Origin of the sequence: Exercitatus varius, from assembly GCF_029577735.1 — a bacterium.
GTDB lineage: Bacteria > Pseudomonadota > Gammaproteobacteria > Enterobacterales > Pasteurellaceae > Exercitatus > Exercitatus varius.
The window spans coordinates 467,581-488,956 of the sequence record NZ_JARQTO010000001.1 but is presented as its reverse complement, the minus strand read 5'-3'; the positions used below and the strand labels follow the sequence as shown (position 1 = coordinate 488,956).

General features: G+C 46.3%; 17 protein-coding genes, 1 other RNA gene and 1 riboswitch. Of the genes, 6 read left to right on the top strand and 12 right to left on the bottom strand.

Going from position 1 to position 21,376, the window contains the following annotated elements:
* Positions 1-238 precede the first annotated feature (238 nt).
* From ssrA to fdnG, 7 genes are all read right to left on the bottom strand, one after another.
* Positions 239-605, bottom strand: a transfer-messenger RNA (tmRNA) gene (gene ssrA / locus P7M01_RS02270).
* Positions 606-666: 61 nt separating this feature from the next.
* Positions 667-990, bottom strand: a complete 324-nt coding sequence (locus P7M01_RS02265) for an HI1450 family dsDNA-mimic protein (RefSeq protein WP_202937656.1) — start codon at positions 988-990, stop codon at positions 667-669.
* Positions 991-998: 8 nt separating this feature from the next.
* On the bottom strand, positions 999-1,814 hold the full coding sequence (locus P7M01_RS02260) for a pyridoxal phosphatase (RefSeq protein ID WP_317480110.1): 816 nt from the start codon (positions 1,812-1,814) through the stop codon (positions 999-1,001).
* A 117-nt stretch (positions 1,815-1,931) separates the two neighbouring features.
* Complete coding sequence (fdhE, locus tag P7M01_RS02255; protein WP_317482892.1) at positions 1,932-2,831, bottom strand: formate dehydrogenase accessory protein FdhE; 900 nt, start codon at positions 2,829-2,831, stop codon at positions 1,932-1,934.
* A 228-nt stretch (positions 2,832-3,059) separates the two neighbouring features.
* Positions 3,060-3,746, bottom strand: a complete 687-nt coding sequence (locus P7M01_RS02250; RefSeq protein WP_317476331.1) for a formate dehydrogenase subunit gamma — start codon at positions 3,744-3,746, stop codon at positions 3,060-3,062.
* The gene (gene fdxH, locus P7M01_RS02245) at positions 3,739-4,683 is read right to left on the bottom strand and encodes a formate dehydrogenase subunit beta (protein ID WP_202937652.1); all 945 of its coding nucleotides are present in this window, start codon (positions 4,681-4,683) and stop codon (positions 3,739-3,741) included. The genes P7M01_RS02250 and fdxH overlap by 8 nt, the downstream gene beginning before the upstream one ends.
* Positions 4,683-7,745: a formate dehydrogenase-N subunit alpha gene (gene fdnG / locus P7M01_RS02240; RefSeq protein ID WP_317480112.1), complete on the bottom strand. Its 3,063-nt coding sequence runs from the start codon at positions 7,743-7,745 to the stop codon at positions 4,683-4,685. The genes fdxH and fdnG overlap by 1 nt, the downstream gene beginning before the upstream one ends.
* Before the next feature lie 364 nt (positions 7,746-8,109).
* Between fdnG and fdhD the strand changes: the two genes are divergently transcribed.
* Positions 8,110-8,868: a formate dehydrogenase accessory sulfurtransferase FdhD gene (gene fdhD / locus P7M01_RS02235; RefSeq protein ID WP_394853423.1), complete on the top strand. Its 759-nt coding sequence runs from the start codon at positions 8,110-8,112 to the stop codon at positions 8,866-8,868.
* 85 nt (positions 8,869-8,953) lie between these two features.
* Here the strand turns inward: fdhD and P7M01_RS02230 are convergent, their stop codons facing one another.
* Positions 8,954-10,000 (bottom strand): ABC transporter substrate-binding protein, encoded by a 1,047-nt coding sequence (locus tag P7M01_RS02230; RefSeq protein ID WP_317475230.1) that lies wholly within the window; start codon positions 9,998-10,000, stop codon positions 8,954-8,956.
* A 53-nt stretch (positions 10,001-10,053) separates the two neighbouring features.
* Positions 10,054-10,146, bottom strand: a riboswitch (TPP riboswitch).
* A 115-nt stretch (positions 10,147-10,261) separates the two neighbouring features.
* Between P7M01_RS02230 and uvrD the strand changes: the two genes are divergently transcribed.
* Positions 10,262-12,457 (top strand): DNA helicase II, encoded by a 2,196-nt coding sequence (gene uvrD, locus P7M01_RS02225; RefSeq protein WP_317482891.1) that lies wholly within the window; start codon positions 10,262-10,264, stop codon positions 12,455-12,457.
* 64 nt (positions 12,458-12,521) lie between these two features.
* On the opposite strand, the gene trpCF is transcribed toward uvrD, so the two are convergent.
* The 4 genes from trpCF to trpE form a co-directional block, all read right to left on the bottom strand.
* Positions 12,522-13,982: a bifunctional indole-3-glycerol-phosphate synthase TrpC/phosphoribosylanthranilate isomerase TrpF gene (trpCF, locus tag P7M01_RS02220; protein ID WP_317482890.1), complete on the bottom strand. Its 1,461-nt coding sequence runs from the start codon at positions 13,980-13,982 to the stop codon at positions 12,522-12,524.
* A gap of 51 nt (positions 13,983-14,033) precedes the next feature.
* Positions 14,034-15,035, bottom strand: coding sequence for an anthranilate phosphoribosyltransferase (gene trpD / locus P7M01_RS02215; RefSeq protein WP_317482889.1), 1,002 nt, complete (start codon positions 15,033-15,035; stop codon positions 14,034-14,036).
* 114 nt (positions 15,036-15,149) lie between these two features.
* Entirely contained in the window at positions 15,150-15,737 is a 588-nt protein-coding gene (locus P7M01_RS02210) for an aminodeoxychorismate/anthranilate synthase component II (protein ID WP_317482888.1), read from the bottom strand.
* Positions 15,738-15,747: 10 nt separating this feature from the next.
* Positions 15,748-17,289: an anthranilate synthase component I gene (gene trpE / locus P7M01_RS02205; protein WP_317482051.1), complete on the bottom strand. Its 1,542-nt coding sequence runs from the start codon at positions 17,287-17,289 to the stop codon at positions 15,748-15,750.
* A gap of 220 nt (positions 17,290-17,509) precedes the next feature.
* On the opposite strand from trpE, the gene P7M01_RS02200 reads away from it, so the two are divergent.
* The 4 genes from P7M01_RS02200 to P7M01_RS02185 all read left to right on the top strand — a co-directional run bounded on the left by P7M01_RS02200 (position 17,510) and on the right by P7M01_RS02185 (position 21,319).
* The gene (locus P7M01_RS02200) at positions 17,510-18,436 is read left to right on the top strand and encodes an ABC transporter ATP-binding protein (protein WP_317476339.1); all 927 of its coding nucleotides are present in this window, start codon (positions 17,510-17,512) and stop codon (positions 18,434-18,436) included.
* On the top strand, positions 18,433-19,200 hold the full coding sequence (locus tag P7M01_RS02195; RefSeq protein WP_317482887.1) for an ABC transporter permease: 768 nt from the start codon (positions 18,433-18,435) through the stop codon (positions 19,198-19,200). Before P7M01_RS02200 ends, P7M01_RS02195 begins: the two co-directional genes overlap by 4 nt.
* A 50-nt stretch (positions 19,201-19,250) precedes the next feature.
* Positions 19,251-20,291, top strand: a complete 1,041-nt coding sequence (gene sohB, locus P7M01_RS02190; RefSeq protein ID WP_317482886.1) for a protease SohB — start codon at positions 19,251-19,253, stop codon at positions 20,289-20,291.
* Positions 20,292-20,470: 179 nt separating this feature from the next.
* On the top strand, positions 20,471-21,319 hold the full coding sequence (locus P7M01_RS02185) for an OmpA family protein (protein ID WP_317476342.1): 849 nt from the start codon (positions 20,471-20,473) through the stop codon (positions 21,317-21,319).
* Positions 21,320-21,376 lie beyond the last annotated feature (57 nt).

The following is a 21,376-nucleotide window of genomic DNA, read 5'->3' as shown; positions in this document are numbered from 1 at the left end:
TCAAAAAATGAAACGTTAAAATGGTGGCAATAAAGCCACCATTTAGACAGCTGATAAACCTACTTTTACAAGATAACCTGATAAAAGCGGGTTTATCAGCGGTCTGAGTACTCTAAAATTAGAGTGTTTTGTGGAATGAGATTGTTTTCAATCAAACTGTACAGGAACAAAAAAGCCTTGAAAGCGTTTATTTTCAAGGCTTTTTTCGTATTTGATAGGACGCTATCAAACTCATATTTGGTGGAGCTGGCGGGAGTTGAACCCGCGTCCGAAATTACTCTACCTTCAGCACTACACGTTTAGTCTGATCTTTAGTTTCATTTATCCCCTGCGGACAGACACGCGAAGAATAAACTAGCTTGATTCAATTTAGTGTTTCGATCTCCAAGCCGAAGCGTCCACACGATCTCGTTTAGGTTTGACTCCGCTTGATCCCCGTCTTACGAGCGGAAGCTAGGGAGCGAAGGCTAAATGCAGGTTATTAAGCTGCTAAAGCGTATTGTTCGTCGTTTGCGACTATTTTTTTGCGGTTTATTTACGAGGCCTACCGCACCTCGACGTGCACCTTGGGCTTCGCCAATCCCGTCGAATCCAGAATCAGCCCCAAAAAGTGCGGTCAGTTTAGCAAATATTTTTCAGGAAACCAAGTAAATTAATTGGTTTTGGCTATTCTTTCCACACAATATGATATTCGCGATCTTCTTCTTGATGGGAAATTAAAAATTTTGCAAAAATGTCGTCCATTTCATCGTTTTCATTGACTAATCCGATCCAAACTTCGGCATATTCTTCCGGGTCAATCAATACGCCGATTTCTTCATCCCAATTATCCGCCGTTTCCACAAATTCCACGGCGCCGCGATCTTCAAATTGCATATTAAACAGGAGAATATCCGCGGGATCTAAATTTTCAGGCGCCATTTCAAGAAAAATATCATAGGCGATATCAATGGCGGCGTCCGGATCAAGTTTTTTGATTTGTTTAGTCATGAGCGTTCCTAGATAATTGTGCGGATAAATTGAGCAATGCTGTCATCGTTATTGGAACCGATAACGCGTTTTGCTTGAGATTTGACCGCATCGTCCGCATTGCCCATAGCAACGCCCAATCCGACGGATTTCAGCATGCTGGTGTCGTTGTGGTTATCGCCGAAGGCAATAACGTTTTGCGGATCGACATTCCATTGTTTCAACAATTCGAGCAGGCGTCCGCCTTTGCTGTTGCCGTTGTTGGCGACATCGACGCGATCAATCCACGACCATTCGCAGCTGAATTCGGAAACCGGCAATTCTTCGACCGCACTTTCCATTGCCTGGCGATCCGGCGAACTGATTACGAACTTCCAGATATTTTCGGCAGGATTATCAATCAGTGCGTTAAAACTATCAATTTTCCGTACGTTCGGTCGCACCGCTTCCGGGCAACTCATTACCCATTGCTGGAATTTCTCCATATGCGGATTTAAACGGGTGTAATTCATGGCGTCACGGCTGTACATAAGCAAATGGGTTTGATATTTATCGGCAATTGCTATCACTTTATGGCATTGTTCCATAGAAAGCGGATTGGCTGATTTGACTTCATCGGTTTGCGGATAATAAATATAGGTGCCGTTACAGCAAATAATCGGAGTATCAAGCGCCATTTGGTGATAATAAGGTTTAACGGCGGTGTGATGTCGTCCGGTGACAAGAACGATTTTAAGACCTTTTTCACGCGCCTGCTGAATCGCTTTTCGGCTGCTTTCCAGAATTTCTCCCTGACCGTTTAATAATGTGCCGTCAAGATCAAAGGCGATGACTTGATATGTCATAATGTTTCCTTAATAAGAATGCTAAGTTGCCGTTCGTTTTGCGGCAATGATGGATTTCGCTTCGTAGTATAGGATGAAGTCCGAAAAAAAAGCAAGGCGAAATGCCTTGCCTGCGAATTATTCGGTGGGGAACATAAACGGATTCAAGCCGCTGCGACTAAAGTCTTTTTCTTCCATTTCAATATCGAGGAAGAGGCTGGCTAAGTCATCGGCGACGGGCTCGACGTAAGGATCTTTTTCCTGATAAACAGTTTTTAGATAACTGTGGCAATCGCCGCAGGCTTCGGCTTTAACCGCTTCTTTGTCGCTGTCGATGCCCCAGTATTCCAGTTTTTCGGATTGATCACAAATGGTGCATTTTGCTCGTACCACATTCCATTCGCTTTCGCACAACGCGCAATGCAAATAGCGCAACCCCTGATTGGAGCCGAAATGAATCACGCTGGCGACGGGCGCCGAATTGCAAACGGGACAGGTATGTAAATCTTCGCCGCTTTCCAACGTGGCGTGATGCGGAATGAATTGGGTCAGCTGTACCCAGTAAAGAGATAAGGCCGCCCAGATAAACACCGCTTTATCGCTGGCAACCTGAGAATATTCCTGCGCCAGAATCTTATCGGCTAATTGCTCCAGTTCTTCGGACGAGGCTTTTTCCAGCCAATCGATAGTGCCGAGCATTTGCTCATTGGCATTCGGTTTGATTTCAGCCAAAAGTGCGGTCAAATATTCGCGCCATTTTGCCTGGCGTTGCCAATGTTCTACGCCTAAAGGACGAATCTGATTAAAGGCGAATTCCGTTTTTTCCAACGGATTTTCCGCTAAGATAAGATTTTGCGCATCGACCACCTTCGCGGCGAATAACAGATAATCTCTGAACGGATGATTTTCCGCCAACTGACGCAAACGCTGAGCGCGGCGCGCATAAAGATTTTTAGGAGAAGAAAACAGCAACGGCGGGTTCTGGAATGAACTTGCCGCCTGTTTAATTTCATTTTCGGGAAGAATTCGAATGGCCATATTGTTTCCGTATGAATAAAAGTGCGGTCAAAAAAATGATAATTTTTTCCGCGGAATAAATGGACGCCGAAGCGCAACAAGGCATTCGGCATTTATGCAAAAAATTTTAGCGTATTTTGCCCGATTCTGCAGTACGCAATTATTACTAGGCTTTCGATAACGCAAAAGTGCGGTCAAAATTTGAAAGATTTTTTGACCGCACTTTAGGTTACGAATGAACAACCCGGATTAAGCCTGGGTATTTTTCTTGATTTCCTTTTCCAGTTCCGGCAGCACTTCTTCGCGATACCATTTCGGATGGTGTTTTTTCGCCCAGCGCACCGTTACCCAGCCTTCCACCATGGCGCGGATTGAGCCTTTCACCCAAAACGCCATGTACATGTGTACCAGAATCCCGGTGAACAGGGCAAAGGCGCTGGCCGCATGGAGCAGAATAGCGATGCGCAGCGTGGTGACGGAGAAGTAACCGGAGAAATATTTCCGCCACATGATTAAGCCGGTCACCAGTAAAGTGACCATCGCCAGAATCAGCGTCCAGAACAACATTTTCTGACCGAGATTGTATTTGCCGTTGTAAGCCACGTCGTGCTCGTTGCCTTTCAGCACTTCCACGATGCCTTTCGCCCAGCGGATGTCATTTTTCTCCGGAATATTATGATGAGCGTAAATAAACGCCATAATAATAAACGCGATGAACATAATGATGCCCGTAAACGGATGAACGGCACGCGCCAGTTGCGGTGTTCCCAGAATTTCGTGTAACCAGGAAAAATCCGGGAAGAAGAACGCCACCCCGGTGAACATAGTCATGAAAAAGGCAATCACCAAAAACCAGTGCGCGACCCGCGCCGGGAATTTATGCCGCAGGATTTTTGTATCCGGCGTGATTTCGGTCAGTTTTTCCTGCTTACTCATGATGTCCTCCTTTGCGCGTTTTCGCTTTCTTCTCGGCCTCTTCCAACGCTTCGAATTTGGTATGATGGTCGTCCACATCTTCTTCGTTGTTCGGACCGATACCGACATAATGCGCGATTTCGGCCAGCGCTAAACCGCCCATAGCGACCGCCGCCACCGGTTTTAAGATGTCTTTCCACAGTTTGATGGTGACATCAATTTCCGGATCTTTCGGTAAGCCGGAATAGAGTTCCGGTTTGTCGGCATGATGCAATACGTACATTACATGCGTGCCGCCCACGCCTTGCGGATTGTAAATGCCGGCATTGTCGTAACCGCGGGATTTTAAATCGGCGACCCGGGTTTCGGCGTAATGCAGCATTTCTTCTTTGGAGCCGAAATGAATGGCACCGGTCGGACAGGTTTTGACGCAGGCCGGTTCTTGTCCCACATTCACGCGATCCACACACAGCGTACATTTGTATACGCGGTTGTCTTCATCGTTCATTTTCGGCACATTGAACGGGCAGCCGGCGATACAGTAACCGCAGCCGATACATTTTTCCGATTGGAAATCCACAATACCGTTGGCGTACTGAATAATGGCGCCCGGCGCCGGACAGGCTTTTAAACAGCCCGGCTCGGCACAGTGCATGCAACCGTCTTTGCGAATGAGCCATTGCAATCGATCGTTTTCTTCCACTTCGCTGAACTTCATTACCGTCCATTGTTGGGCGTTCATATCGCGCGGATTGTCATATACGCCCACGCATTCTTCCTGCGGCGCGCGCAAATCGTTCCATTCGGAACAGGCGACCTGACAGGCTTTACAGCCGATGCAGGTGGTAACATCGATAAGCTTGGCGACTTCCACCACGTCTTTGCGGACTTGCGGCGGCGGAGTGACGCCGGAAGTAGCGGAGCGCTTGATAATGTTTTGTTCTTGTACCGTTGACATTACAGGGCCTCCGTGGTTTTTTCAATATTCACTAAGAATGTTTTAAACTCAGGGGTCTGCGTGTTTGCATCACCCACACGACTGGTCAATGTATTCGGTAAGAAAGCCTTACGACCGTCCGCAATGAAACCGCCGTGGAGCGGAATACCTATGGTGTGGACTTTTTTGCCGTCAACATCAAGGGATTTAATCCGTTTAGTTACAACGGCTTTAGCTTTAATGTAACCGCGTTTTGATGTTACTTTCACCACGTCGCCCTGAGCGATACCTTTTTCGTTAGCCAGATCTTCACTAATTTCAACGAATGGTTGCGGTTGGGCAATCATGTTGAGATCGGCGTTTTTGGTCCACCAGTGGAAGTGTTCGGTTAAGCGGTAGGTTGTGCCCACATAAGGGAACTCGCTCGCATCGCCGAAGCTTGCTTTGTCGTTATCCAAAATACGCGCCACAGGGTTTGAAATTACATTCGGATGAAGCGGATTCGTACCGATTGGGCTTTCAATAGGTTCGTAATGTTCCGGGAACGGACCGTCCACCATTTTATCCAGTGCGAATAAACGGCTTACCCCTTCGTTGTTCATGATAAACGGTGTCACATTACTATTTGGCGGAGCGGTACCGAAATCCGCGATATCAATATAGTTCCAGTTTTTACCGTTCCACTTGATTAACGGGCGCTTCGGATCCCACGGTTTACCCGATAAATCCGCCGATGCACGGTTATAAAGTACCCGACGGTTCGCCGGCCATGCAAATGCCCATCCCAGGGTATTACCTAAACCTGACGGATCCGAATTATCGCGGTTTTCCATTTGGTTGCCTTTCGGTGTCCATTGTCCGCAGTAAATCCAGTTTGCCGAAGACGTAGTACCGTCATCGCGTAATTGGGCGAAGCCTGAAAGCAAGTCGCCTTTCTTCGCGATCAGATTACCGTTCGTATCATAAAGATCTTCCAGCGCATAACCGTTATTTTCTTTCGCAGCTTCGTGCGGTCTTGGTTCTAACGGATTTCGATAATTCCATGTCATAGCTTTAATGGTATCCACGGAAGGGCCGCCTTCTTTTTCATACATTTCAAGCATGACTTCACGGATTTCAGAAAGAATATCCACATCCGGTTTCGCTTCTTTTGGCGGTTCCGCCGCTTTCCAGTGCCATTGCAGCCAACGACCGGAATTGGCAATGGAGCCGTCTTCTTCCGCAAAACAGACCGTCGGTAAACGGAATACTTCGGTTTGAATTTCGGCAGGGTTAACGTCGTTATATTCGCCGTGTTTTTGCCAGAATTCGGAAGTATCGGTTTTTAACGGATCCATTACAACCAGGAATTTCAATTTCCGCAATGCGGATGAAATTTTATTTTTATCCGGATAAGAAGCTAACGGGTTATAACCTTGGCAGAGATAACCGTTGATTTTGCCTTGATCCATTAAATCAATGTATTGCAGATGATCCATTTTCTTCTTGTATTGTTTCGGAAGATTATGGAAGCCGAATTCGTTTTCTTTGGTTGCGTTCTCACCATAGAAGGCTTTCAGCATACTCACCACAAATTTCGGCGTATTTTGCCAATAGTTAGTCTGACCTTCGGCCGCTGTTTTAGGTGTAATGCGGTTTAAGAAACTTTCTAATGAAGTATCGGTTTCGATCGGTAACGGAATATAACCCGGCAACATAGACGGGAATAAGCCCATATCCGTCGTACCCTGAACGTTGGAGTGCCCGCGCAATGCGTTAATACCGCCGCCGGCCATACCGATATTACCTAAAAGTAATTGGATAATTGCCATAGTACGGATATTTTGCGCACCGACAGTATGATGGGTCCAACCTAGGGCGTACAAAATCGTCATGGTACGGTTAACTGCCGCCGTTGAAGCAATGGTTTCGGCAAATTCCAGGAATGCTTTTTGTTTCGTACCGCAAACCCGTTCAACCATTTCCGGGGTATAACGTTCGACGTGTTTTTTCAGTAAATTGATGACGCACCGCGGATCTTGCAAGGTTAAATCGCGTTTCGGCTGGCCGTTTTCATCTAACTGATATGACCAAGTAGATTTATTGTAACTACGTGTTGCTTCATCGTAGCCGGTGAATAAACCTTCTTCAAAACCAAAACCTTCATTAATCAGGAAGCTTGCGTTGGTATAGTGTTTGACGTATTCATGCTGAATAGCGTCATGATCGAGCAAATATTTGATTACGCCTAATAAAAGCGTAATGTCCGTACCCGAGCGAATCGGCGAATAAAAATCTGCGACAGCAGCCGTGCGGTTAAAGCGCGGGTCAACTACCATTAATTTCGCACCGTTTTGTTTTTTCGCTTCGATTGCCCAGCGGAAGCCGACAGGATGCGCCTCAGCTGCGTTACCGCCCATTACAACGACAACGTTCGCATTTTTGATATCAACCCAGTGGTTGGTCATGGCACCGCGACCAAATGATGGAGCAAGACTTGCTACCGTTGGTCCGTGTCAGGTACTCGCTTGATTGTCAAGAACCAGTAAACCGAATGCCCGCGCCCATTTTTGGGAGATTAACGCGGTTTCGTTACTTGCGGCGGATGCCGTTAAGAAACCTGTCGTCAGCCAACGGTTAACCGGCGTTCCTTCCGCATTGACGGATTCCCAGTTGGCATCGCGGTCGTCTTTCAATAATTTAGCGATTCTGTGAATAGCGTCGTGCCAGGAAATGCGTTCCCATTTGTCGGAACCCGGTGCGCGATATTCGGGATATTGAATTCGGTTCGGGCTGTTGACGAAATCCAAAACGCCTGCGCCTTTCGGGCACAACGCGCCGCGACTGACCGGATGATCCGGGTCGCCTTCCACATGGATTAATTTACTGCGGGCATTCATTGCGCCGTCGCCCATGCTGTACATCAGCATACCGCAACCGACTGCGCAATATGTGCAGGATTGACGAGTTTCTTTTGTACGTAAAAGTTTATACTCGCGCGGCGCGGCCAGTGCAGCGGTCGGCATTAAGCCTAATGCTGCGACAGATGTTCCCGCCATGCCTCCTGCACAGACCTTAAAGAACTTACGTCTTGTGATCTGCATAGATAGTCCTTACTCCGGGATGAGGAGATGGGTTGTAAAATTCGTTATGGAAATGTTAATCAAAAGTAAAAAATACTTGGATTAATGGGCGTAAGAATACCTAGTTTTTCTCAGTAAATCTATAACTAATCTTGCGCATATCCGTTATTTTCTGTGATATAGGTCAAAATTTTAACAAAAACCTGTAAAAATTCGGTGAATAACGATGTTTGTCGTTCAATCGTTCCTCCGCTAAGTTTCGGGTTGTAGAATAACATAATACATTCTAGAATAATTAAAAAACATAACAAAAAAGGACCGCACTTTGCTCTCATCAACCATTACTCCCGTCGCTTTTTTCCAAAAATCCGGTGAAAAAAACGTTCTGCAATCCCAAAATGATGTTTTGGCGTCGGAAGTGCCGGTGGCTTTAGTGTACAACGGCATTTCGCATGCGGTGATGATGTGCACGCCGGCGGATTTAGCGGATTTTGCCGTGGGATTTTCCTTAACGGAAGGCATTATTGATAAACCCGCCGATATTTACGGCATCGACATAGCGGAAAATTGCAACGGAATTGAAGTACAAATTGAATTGGCAACCCGTTGTTTTGTGCGGTTGAAAGAAGTGCGCCGCAATTTAACCGGACGAACCGGCTGCGGTATTTGCGGAACGGAGCAGCTGGAACAAGTCAGCAAAAAATTGCCGAAAACCGCCCGCACTTTACGTTTTGATCTGAATTTATTGGACGCCTGTTTGGCTAAATTACAACAGGCGCAAATATTGGGTAAACAAACCGGCTCGACGCATGCGGCCGCCTTTTTTTCGCCGCAAGGTGAATTGTTGGCGATTCGGGAGGATGTCGGACGCCATGTGGCGTTGGATAAATTACTCGGCTGGCATGCTAAAAACGGTCGACCGCAAGGTTTTGTCTTCGCCACCAGCCGCGCCAGCTATGAAATGGTGCAGAAAACCGTAAGCTGCGGAATCGAAATGTTAGCCGCTATTTCTGCTGCGACGGAATTAGCGGTTCGCATGGCGCGGGAGACGGATTTGACCTTAATCGGCTTTGCCCGCGAGGGGCGCGCTACAATTTATACGGGAACAGAGCGTTTACAGATACGGGACGTCGAAAACGAGTAAAAGTGCGGTCAAATTTTGACGAGTTTTTTGCGATAACGGCATTCGATATCAACCGAATGCCGCTATTTATTTCATAAAATAAAAATTATTGATTTAACGTAGTATCCGTCCAGCGCTGAATCAAACGTTTGCTTTCTTGAGCCGAACCGAAACGAATCACATCAAGCTCAATGAAGTTGGCGATTGGCGGGAAATGGGTCTTGGGATAAAGCTTGGCGTGAACGTTTGCCGGCAGTTGATAGGAATTGGCTTCTCGCCAGTGCAGTTCCTGCGCTTCCGCCGTGAGCGCCCAATCGGTAAATAATTTGGCGTTATCTAAATTTCTGGCGCCTTTGATAATGCTGGTTGCGCCTAAAGTATAGCCAATGCCTTCGCAGGGTAGAATGCCTTCAACCGGTGCGCCTTTTTCCTGTTCGTGAAGATAAGCGTTCATAAAGCTGATATCCACCGTGACTTCGCCGGTTGCCAGATTGTTGGTCGCTAATCCGCTTTTGGAAAATTGCGCCACGTTTTTGTTTAATTCGGCTAAATAATCAAAGGCTTTATCTTCGCCCCACAATGCGACCAAAGTGGTGATAAACGAATAACCCGTGCCGGATACGCGCGGATCTGCGTACTGAATTTGGTTTTTGAAGCGGGGTTCCAATAAATCCTTGAAGCATTTAGGCGGCTCGATATTTAACGCTTTCAATTTTTTAGTATTGATACCGATGGCTAATTCCATTACGTAGATCACGGAAGTGTAATCGCCCCGCAGATCCATTAATTTTTTGAATTTAGGCATAATGTCTTTTTGGTTCGGGGAACGGTATTTTTCCAATAACCCGAGATCCGCCGCTTGCAGATGAGGTTCCAGAGTGCCGCCGTACCAGACATCCGCCTGCGGATTGTCTTTTTCGGTTTTGATTTTACCCAGCACGGTGCCGGTGCTGTTGCGGACGAATTGCGTTTTTACGTTGTATTTCTCACCAAAGGCCTGACTGATTTTCTCGCAAGCGGTATTTTGTACGCTGCAATAAATGTTCAGTTTGCCTTCGGCCTGAGCCGTTATTGGTAAGGATAAGCCGGAAAGCAGGCAAAGTGCGGTCGATTTTAGAAGAGTTTTTTTGTGGTTTGGATGTAAACGAATCATTGATTTGCTCCCGTACAGATAAAAACAGAACAAGTCAACAGCTAAACGGAAAAGCAAAATAAAAATTAGTTTCCTACGCCAGTGCTAACTGTATCAGGTTCCCGGGTATTTTCTCAGCCGATTTTTCGGCACCCCGACTAACGGAAAGTACTATAAATTGTTTGGCATTATTTGTAAATACGGGCGGATTACCGCATTGACAATTTATCCGCACTCTCTATAATCTAATGTAAATTTAAACAGATAACGAATAATAAGTTCATGGATATTTCAGAATTACTCGATGGATTGAACGATAAACAGCGTGAAGCGGTGGCGGCGCCTTTAGGCAATTATTTAGTTCTTGCCGGCGCCGGTTCGGGCAAAACACGGGTGCTTACCCATCGGATCGCCTGGCTGATTGCGGTGGAAGGTATTTCCGAAGGCGGCATTATGGCGGTAACCTTCACCAATAAAGCGGCGGCGGAAATGCGTCAGCGGATTGAATCCACGCTAGCCTTACATTCTTCCCGCCGGTTATTTGGTATGTGGGTGGGAACTTTTCACAGCATTGCTCACCGGGTGTTGCGCGCCCATTATGCCGATGCCGGCTTGCCACAGGATTTTCAGATTTTAGACAGCGAAGATCAGCTGCGTTTGCTGAAACGCTTGCTGAAACTGCACAATTACGATGAAAAAATGTATCCGGCGAAACAAGCCTGTTGGTACATTAATAATAAAAAAGACGAAGGATTACGGCCTCATCAGATTGACGATATGAACGATCGTCAGGAGCAGGAATGGATTAAAATTTATCGTCTTTATCAAGATACCTGCGACAGAGCCGGTTTGGTGGATTTCGCCGAAATTTTGCTTCGGGCCTACGAGCTGTTTTTGAATAAACCGTTGATTTTGCAAAATTATCAGCGCCGCTTCGGACAAATTCTGGTGGATGAGTTTCAGGATACCAATAAAATTCAGTACGAGTGGATTCGTTTGCTGGCGGGAAAAACGGGAAATGTTATGATCGTAGGCGATGATGACCAGTCAATCTACGGATGGCGCGGCGCACAGGTTGAAAATATTCAAAAATTTCTGGATGATTTTGAACGGGCGAAAACTATCCGATTAGAGCAAAACTATCGGTCAACCGGCAATATTTTACAGGCCGCCAATCAATTGATTTCCCATAATAGCAACCGTTTGGGCAAAGATCTTTGGACGGAAGACGATAAAGGCGAGCCCGTCGGTATTTATGCCGCCTTTAATGAACTGGACGAAGCCTTATTCGTTTCTTCGCAAATTAAAAGCTGGTTAGAAGACGGCGGTAAATTAGATGAATGTGCGGTGTTGTATCGCAGCAACAGCCAATCTCGCGTGTTAGAAGAGGCTTTAATCCGCGCGCAGATTCCATACCGAATTTACGGCGGCATGCGATTCTTCGAACGTCAGGAAATTAAAGATGCGTTGGCCTATTTACGGCTGGTTAACAATCGTTATGACGATGCGGCGTTCGAGCGTGTGATCAACACGCCGACCCGCGGAATTGGCGATCGGACGCTGGAAACTTTGCGCCAACTGACAAGAGAACGTCAGATTACTTTATGGCAGGCCACTCAGGTCACCATTCAGGAAAATAAACTGACGGGACGCGCCGCCACCGCATTAATGCGTTTTGTAGAGTTAATCAATTCTCTGGTTCAGGAAACGGAAGAAATGCCGTTGTTTGCACAAACGGATTTTGTGATTAAGCATTCCGGTTTGTATCAAATGTATGAACAGGAAAAAGGCGAGAAGGGCGAAGTGCGGATAGAAAATCTGGAAGAATTGGTGTCCGCCGCCCGCGAATTCATCAAGCCGGATGAAGCGGACGAGATGTCCGATTTAACCGCATTTCTGACTCACGCTTCGCTGGAAGCCGGCGAGGAACAGGCGGGCCCGCACCAATCTTGCGTTCAAATGATGACGTTGCATTCGGCTAAAGGTTTGGAATTTCCGCGCGTGTTTATGGTGGGAGTGGAAGAGGGCATTTTCCCGAGTTTTATGTCTGTGGAAGAACCCGGTCGCCTGGAAGAGGAACGCCGTTTGGCTTACGTCGGCATAACCCGCGCGAAGAAAAAGCTGACCGTTTGCTATGCGGAAAGCCGTCGTTTGTATGGTAAAGAAGAACGTCATATTCCGTCACGTTTTATCAATGAATTACCGGAGGAATGCGTTCAGGCGGTGCGGTTACGCGGTACCGTAACCCGTGCCTATAACCGGTTCGCGGCAGGACAAAGTGCGGTCAATTCCGGACGAGTTTTTACCGCCGATGATAATGAATGGAAAACCGGGCAAAAAGTGCGTCATGCCAAATTCGGGCAAGGGACGATTATTAACGTGGAAGGCTCGGACAATAATACGCGCTTGCAAATCGCTTTTCAGGGGCAAGGGATTAAATGGCTGATTGCCCATCTGGCAAAATTGGAAAGGGTTTAAATTGCGAGAAAAGCATATAAAAAAAGAAGAGGATAACCTCTTCTTTTTCGTTCGTTTAGCCGGCTTAGCATTGCAAAATATGGCGAAAAATCCCGGCGATTTTTTGCGGATCTTTCACGCCTTTGCTGCTTTCCACGCCGGAATTTAAGTCTAATCCGAGACATTGCTGCGCCAGTGCGGATTCAATATTATCCAAAGAAATACCGCCTGCCAGCATAATTTTATGTTTTAACCGTTCAGGAATTTTACGCCAATTGAAAGGTTTACCGGTGCCACCTTGCTGATTTCCGATTTTACTGTCCAAAACGTAACGATCCACATGCGGAATTTCGGTAAAAGCTTCGCTGCCTGAAAAAACATCGTCATTTTTGACCGCACTTTTAGTGGCATTTTCGGTTTCCGTCTCAATCGAAACCGCTTTCCAGATTTGAATGGACGGCGGCAATACGGCACGCAGCTCCGCAATAAATGCGTTATTTTCCGAACCGTGCAGCTGTATCGCGTATGCCTTCAATTGAGAGGCGATTTTCACAATAAAATCAATGGCTTGATTTTGAAAAACCGCCACGAAACGTAACGGCGCCGCGGTTGTCAGTTCCTGCGCCTGACGCAATGAAAGCTGCCGCGGCGAACCTTCGGCAAAAATCAATCCGCCGTATAAAGCGCCGTTGGCATAGGCGGTTTGTACATCCTGCGGGCGGGTTAAACCGCACACCTTGTTTTCGCCGAAAATCACGGCCCGCACCGCATTATTCAAATCGTCACTGCCCATTAAGCTGCTGCCGATAAGAAATCCGTGGGCGCAATTTGCCAGCATTTTAACCTGTTGATGGCTGTAAATACCGGATTCGCTGATAATTCGCACATCGGCGGGAATTTGGGCGGCATATTTTGCCGTCAGATTTTTTACTCGATTCAAATCGACGGTCAAATCGTGTAGATTGCGGTTGTTCACCCCGATAATTTGGGCGTTTAATGCCAGCGCACGTTCAAATTCCGCTTCATTCGCGGCTTCCGTCAACACGCCCATGCCGAGTTGATGAGCAAGTGCGGTTAATTTTTGATAAGTTTCGTCATCAACCACGGAAAGCATCAGCAAAATCGCGTCAGCCTGGCTGTAACGGGCAAGGTAAACTTGATATTCGTCAATGATAAAATCTTTGCATAACACCGGTTGAGTGACGATGTCACGGACAATTTTGAGATAACGGAAATCGCCCTGAAAATATTTTTCATCCGTTAACACGGACACCGCCGTCGCATAATGTTTATAAACATTGGCAATCTCTTCCGGCTTAAACTCGTTGCGAATCAATCCCTTAGACGGCGACGCTTTTTTGCATTCAAGAATAAACGCCGGTTGACGATGAGAACCTCGGCGCAAAGCGTCGTAAAAACTGCGGTCGGATTTTTCAATGTTTTGTTGAAAACTTTCCAGCGGAAATTCCGCCTTCTTATTTTTCACCCATTCGATTTTATCGAGCACGATTTTTTGTAGGATGGTCGGCGCGGTGTTTAATTTCATTCTTTTTCCTGCTGTTTTCTTACGATTTAATCATTTTGTCTATTCTGCAAATTAATAGGCGGCAAGTTTTTCCAAAGTTTCAAAAGCGAGCCCGCCGGCGAGTTGCGCCAGAACCTGTTCGGCGTTTTGTTTAATGTTCTCATAGCCGAACAGTTTCATCAATAATGCGGTATTCATGGCAACGGCCTGATTTTGTTCATCGGTGCCGCGACCTTGTAAAAGTGCGGTGATAATTTGAGCGTTTTCCTGCGGTTCGCCGCCGCGCAGGCTTTCCAGCGGTTTGGCGGTGAAACCGAAATCTTGCGGAGACAGCTCATAATATTCGATTTTGCCGTCGCGCAATTCCGCTACTTGGGTTTTACCGTGAATAGCGACTTCGTCCAGGCCGCTGCCGTGCACAATAATGCTGTGTTCGTGATTTAAACGTGCGTTGGTTTCCGCGTAAGGTTGCAGTAATTCCGGGCTGTATACGCCCAATAGTTGACGTTTGGCGTGAGCAGGATTAATCAACGGGCCGAGAATATTAAAAATTGTGCGGGTTTTTAATGCCTGACGTACGGGAACGGCGTGTTTAAAGCCGGTGTGATATTTTTGTGCGAACACAAAGGCCAAACCGATTTCGTCCAGCGCCCGGCGAGCTTTTTCGGCGCTCATGTTGATGTCTACGCCCAGGCAGGAAAGTAAATCGCTGGCGCCTGTTTTACTGGAGACACTGCGGTTGCCGTGTTTGGCGATTTTTAAACCGAGGCTGGCGGCGACAACGGCGGAAGCGGTGGAAATATTAATGGTGTTGGCGCCGTCGCCGCCGGTACCTACAATATCGGCGAAAGGATAATCCGGGCTTGGAAAAGGTTGAGCGGCGGCTAACAGCGCGGTGACGGCGCCGGTGATTTCGTCGATGGTTTCGCCGCGTAATTTTAAGGCAATCAGCGCCGCGGATAATTGTTCGGGCGCCACTTCGCCGTTTACCACGGCGCGGAAAAATTCGGCGGATTGTTCCTGTGTCAGCGATTGGTTGTTAAACAGCGTCGCAAGAATTTGGTCGAGTTGCATAATATTTTCCTTTTTATCGAAAAGTGCGGTCAAAAAAAGCAACGTTTTTTTGACAGTCAGCCATGTCAAACGGGGCTGAGTCCGAGAAATCCTATAAGTGATTCCGGGTTAAAATTAATGTGTTTGTCGAGCTAATAACCAATCGATACTTTGTTCCAGTAGTTTTGAACCTTGTACCGTCAGCAGGCTTTCCGGATGAAACTGGAAAGCGCAAATCGGTAAATCGCGGTGACGAATCGCCATGACAATGCCGTTGTAGTTCGCATTAACAATCAATTCTTCCGGCAAGTCGCTGCCCATTAAGGAATGATAACGGGCGACCGGCATCGGATTTTGCAGCCCGGCAAACATGGCTTGATTATCATGCTGAATTTTGGAAACTTTGCCGTGCAATACTTCGCCCGCATGCACCACTTTGCCGCCAAAAGCTTCAATTAACGCCTGATGACCTAAGCAAATACCGATAATGGGGACCGAATTTTTCACCCGTCGGATTAACGGCAGCATGTTGCCCGCTTCGGCAGGCGTGCCCGGGCCGGGCGACAGAGCCAGGATGGTGTCGGGTTCGCGGCACATTTTCTCCAGTAAATCCAAATCGCAGTCGTTGCGGTAGATTTTTACCTGATGTCCGAGCGTGCGGAATTGATCCACCAGATTGTAGGTGAAGGAGTCAAAATTATCTAAAAATACGATGGTGGCCATTTTCATTTCCTTATGCCTGACGATTGGTTTGGATAATGGTGTTTAACACGGCGCGCGCTTTGTGTCGGGTTTCGTCTGCTTCCATTTGCGGATCGGAATCCAACACCTCGCCGCAACCGGCTTGCACATGGGCGATTCCGTTTTGTACAAAAGCGGAACGAATAACGATGCAGGTGTCGAAATTGCCGTCGGAGGACAGGTAACCGACCGCCCCGCCGTAACTGTGTCGTTTTTGTTTTTCTGATTGATAAATCAGCTGCATAGCTTTAATTTTAGGCGCGCCGGTAAGGGTTCCCATGTTCATGCAGGCTTGATAAGCGTGTAGGGCGTCCAGTTCGGGGCGAAGCGTGCCCACTACGCGGGAAACCAAATGCATGATGTGAGAATAACGATCCACTTGCATCAGATCTTTTACCTGACGAGTGCCACTTTGGCAGACCCGTGCTATGTCGTTACGAGCAAGATCCACCAGCATGAGATGTTCCGCCAATTCTTTGTGATCCAAACGCATTTCCAGCTCTAAACGGGCATCCAGTTCAGGATCGATATTGCCTTGAGCGTCAAAACCGCGCGGACGGGAACCGGCAATCGGGTAAATTTGCAGTTCGCGGTTGTCCGCACTGAATTTCAAAGCGCTTTCCGGCGACGCGCCAAATAGCACGAATTCATCGTCCTGCATGTAAAACATATAAGGGCTCGGATTATTCCGTTTCAGATTACGATAGGTGGCCAAGCTGTTCGGACAAGGCAGAGAAAAGCGACGAGACGGCACAATTTGGAACACATCCCCGATATAAATATGATGTTTAAGAGCGCGGATAATATCTTTGAATTTTTCGTCTTCGATATTGGTTTTGACATCCGTATCCGCCGCAATAACGGCGGGAACCGGTTGCAAATTGCACATTTTGCGGGAAATTTCCACCGCACTTTGTTGCAACGCAACACATTCTTTCGAACTGAAACAGAAGGTTTGCAAGGTCGCCTGTTGAATCGGGTGGTTAAAACAGAGTAAATTTTCCGCCAGATAGAACACGTAATCCGGGCAACTGAGCCCGTCGTCCTGCAATTCAATACCGTTCATAGGAATGAAATTCGCCACTAAATCATAGGCGAATAATCCGCCGAGAAAAATCGGTGTTTGGCTGTGAGCGTACAAATTATTGACCAGCCGCAAACCGTCAAATACGGTCGCCGCCTGCAATTTAGTGTCTTCGTCCAGATTTTGATCCAAGGGCGCAAAGGAAGCGGTTAATTCGTGATCATTGATGTGCGTTAATTTGGCGAGTTTTTTTAGTTTATCCTGTAAATGAATCAATACCGCCGCGCCGTTATCGGTTAATGCTTTGAAGTTAACGGTTTGTCCGGAGCAGGAAATTTTCACGGCAGCGTTCACCAACAGCAGGCTTTTTAAGCTGTTTTTGCTGGAAATTTCGGCGCTTTCGAGTAACAAATTGTTGGTTTTATCGCCGCATAAAGTCGTAAATACCGCGGCTAAATCGTTATGGTAATCCACGGATTGAGTGAAAACCTGAATATAGGGTTGAAACATGCGAATTTGTCCTTCTGAATTATTTTGCACTATTAAACTAGTACATGAATTATTTGTCAAGCATTGAAAACATTTTTTGAAATTAAATAGCGAAAAGTGCGGGCAAAATTTCGCATGTTTTTTTATATTATGTCGGCGGAATAAATCCGAGCCGGAATTTTTGCCTACTTCGGCAAAAAAGAGTATTATGCGTGCCTATTTTTAAAGGACGACATCCACTATGAAAGCATTAGAAATTGCCGCATTGACCAAGTGTTACAAAAATGGTGTGCAGGCGTTGCACGGCATCGATCTTAGCGTAGAAGAAGGAGATTTTTATGCCTTGCTTGGTCATAACGGCGCGGGCAAATCTACGACTATCGGCATTATCAGTTCGTTGGTAAATAAAACCGGCGGAACGGTTAAGGTTTTCGGTTATGATTTAGATAAAGATCCGGTTCAATTGAAGCAGAAGATTGGTTTAGTGCCGCAGGAATTCAATTTTAATCAGTTCGAAAAAGTGCGGGATATTATGATCAATCAGGCGGGTTATTACGGCATTCCCCGCAAAGCGGCGTTAATTCAGGCGGAAAAATGGCTGAAAAAGCTGGATTTATGGGATAAGCGCGAACAGCAGGCTATGCGCCTTTCCGGCGGAATGAAGCGACGTTTAATGATTGCCCGCGCTTTAATGCACAATCCGAAATTGCTGATTCTGGACGAACCGACCGCCGGCGTGGATATTGAACTGCGCCGTACCATGTGGCGATTTTTGCGTGAGTTGAATGAACAAGGTACCACCATTATTCTCACCACCCATTATTTAGAGGAAGCGGAAATGCTGTGTCGCCATATCGGTATTATTCAGCAGGGCAGATTGGTTGTGAATATGCCGATGAAAGACTTACTGGCGAAACTGGAAACCGAAACCTTTATTTTGGATTTTGCCGATAACGGGACGTTGTCACAAATCGAAGGTTATCCTGTGCGCCGGCTGGATGAAAAATCTATTGAAGTGGATGTACATCGGGAAAAAGGCCTGAACGATTTGTTTGCGCAATTAACCGCGCAGGATAAACAGGTTGTCAGCATGCGTAATAAATCTAACCGGTTGGAACAATTATTCATTAGCATGGCGTTAAACAAACCGAACGGAGGCGAACAATGAGATTGGGCTGGATCGCATTTTGTACCATTCTACGCAAGGAAATTCGTCGTTTTATGCGGATTTGGGTGCAAACCATCGTACCGCCGGTGATTACCATGACGCTCTACTTTGTGATTTTCGGACAGCTAATCGGCAGCCGTATCGGCGAAATGGGTGGGTTTAGCTACATGCAATTTATTGTGCCCGGGCTGATTATGATGTCTTCGTTGACAAACGCTTTTACCAATGTGGCGTCGTCGTTTTACAGTACAAAATTTGCCCGCAATGTGGAAGAGCTGCTGATTTCACCTACATCGCCCCATGTGATTATTTTAGGTTATATGATGGGCGGAATGGTGCGCGGCATTTGCATCGGCGTGCTGGTAACGATTGTGTCGTTATTATTCGTTTCCTTTGAAATTCATGCCTGGAGCGTCATTTTTGTGACGTTGTTACTTACCACGGCAACCTTTGCCTTAGGCGGCTTAATCAATGCGGTTTTCGCGCATTCTTTTGACGACATCAGCATTGTGCCCACTTTCGTGCTGACGCCGTTAACCTATTTGGGCGGAGTGTTTTATTCCATTGCTTTGCTGCCGCCGTTCTGGCAGGCGGTGTCAAAACTCAACCCGATTGTGTACATGATTAACGGATTCCGCTATGGATTTCTCGGCATCAGCGATGTGCCGCTGGTTTATACGTTTGCCGTGTTGTCGGTATTTATTTTGGCATTATACGGTTTCGCCTATTATCTGATTAACCGCGGTATCGGGCTACGCAGTTAAAAGTGCGGGCGATTTTTTTCATGTTTTTTTATTTATAGCGAGGAGATGTTATGTGGTCTGATATTGCCGTGGGCTATGGCATTTTTATTCTGGAAATTTTAACGATTTTATTAGTGGTGGCGGGCATTATCGCCATGATTTTTGCATTCAAACAACGCCAACCCGCTTCCTACGGCGAGCTGAAAATAACGGATTTGTCGAAAGAATATGCCGATATATCGAAAAAATTGCAGCAATTCCATTTGACCGAAGAGGAATTGAAACAAGCGGAAAAAGAGGAGAAGAAAGCGGAAAAAGCGAAACGTAAAAAAGGCGAAACGGTTAAGCGCGAACACAAACCTACTTTATACGTATTGAACTTTAAGGGCGATATTCAGGCTTCGGTGACGGCGGCGTTGAGGGAAGAAATTACCGCCGTTTTATCCGTAGCGAATCCTGAAACCGATGAAGTTCTGCTGCGGCTGGAAAGTCCCGGCGGCGTGGTGCACGGTTACGGCCTGGCGGCTTCCCAATTAGCGCGTTTGAAACAAGCGGGAATTAAATTAACTGCGGCGGTGGATAAAGTAGCGGCGAGCGGCGGTTATATGATGGCCTGTGTGGCCGATAAAATTGTGGCGGCGCCCTTTGCGATTATCGGTTCCGTCGGTGTGGTGGCGCAGGTGCCGAATATTCACCGTTTACTGAAAAAACACGATGTGGATGTGGATGTTATGACGGCCGGTGAATTTAAACGCACCGTGACGATATTCGGTGAAAATACGGAAAAAGGTAAACAAAAATTCCAGCAGGAACTGGAAGAAACCCATGATTTGTTTAAACAATTTGTTGCTCAAAATCGCCCGCACTTGGACGTGGAAAAAATTGCGACGGGCGAACATTGGTTCGGTCAGTCGGCATTGGCGCTGGGGTTAATTGATGAAATAGCGACCAGTGACGATGTTATTTTGCAGGCAATAAAAGAGAAAAGTGTGCTGGAACTGCAATTTAAACAGAAAAAATCCTTAATTCAGAAATTGGGTAAGCAGGTGGAAGAAAGTTCGGAAAACCTGTTACTAAAATGGATGTCGGAATCGAAACGGATGTTTTTTTAATTTTATCGACAATTATTTATATTAATTGACGTTAAATGTAAAAAAATAAAGATTTTGTATATTTTATTAAGTAAAACAATATTTTTGAGTTTACTTTGTAAAGCGTTATGGCTAGTATTAACCGGCAAATTTTATTTGAAGCGTTAAATGTTAATGTTTTTAACTTAAGGGGTAATTAAATGAAACTATCACGTTTATTTTTATCAACAACGGCGGCAATGGTTTTAGCCGCATGCGGAAACTTAAGCGACATCACGGAAGACGGTCAACCGGCCGGTGATACGCCGGAACAGGCAATGGCTAATTTAGTGTGGCCGAAAATTGATAAAGCCCGTTTTAATCATGACGGTTCGCAGTTCGGTTCTTGGCCGAATTGGGATAATGTGCGAATGGTTGAACGCGGCATGAATAAAGATCAAATCGCCAACTTGTTGGGGCGTCCGCATTTTTCCGAAGGATTATACGGCGTTCGCGAATGGGATTATGCTTTTAATTACCGCGAAAACGGCGTACATAAAATTTGTCAGTATAAAGTCTTGTTCGATAAAAATATGAATGCGCAAAGTTTCTTTTGGTATCCGAACGGCTGTAACGGTAATTCGTCATTTAATCTGAGTGCCGATTTCTTGTTTAATTTTGATCAGGAAACGTTAACGGAAGAAGGCAAAAAAGTGGTGGACAATGTAGCCGAACAATTGAAATCCTCCAAGGCAAAAGAGGTTTCCGTTGCCGGTTATACCGACCGTTTAGGCGCTAAAGCTTATAATCTGAATTTATCGCAACGCCGCGCGGAACGTGTTAAAAACCGTTTAATTGAACAAGGCGTGACGGCGCAGATTGATGCGAAAGGTTATGGTGAGGCGAATCAGGTGAAAGCTTGTAAGGATGAGCGCGGACAAGCGTTAAAAGATTGTTTGCATCCGAATCGTCGCGTTGAAATTAAATCTTCAGGTACGGTGTTGAAACAGGCGGTCGGCGGCCAAATGAACGGCGGTTTAACGGGACCTACACCGCTTTATAATAAATAGTTTAATCATTAAATTAAGTCTGCATTTTATAATCGGTTAAACCGAATTGTAACATGC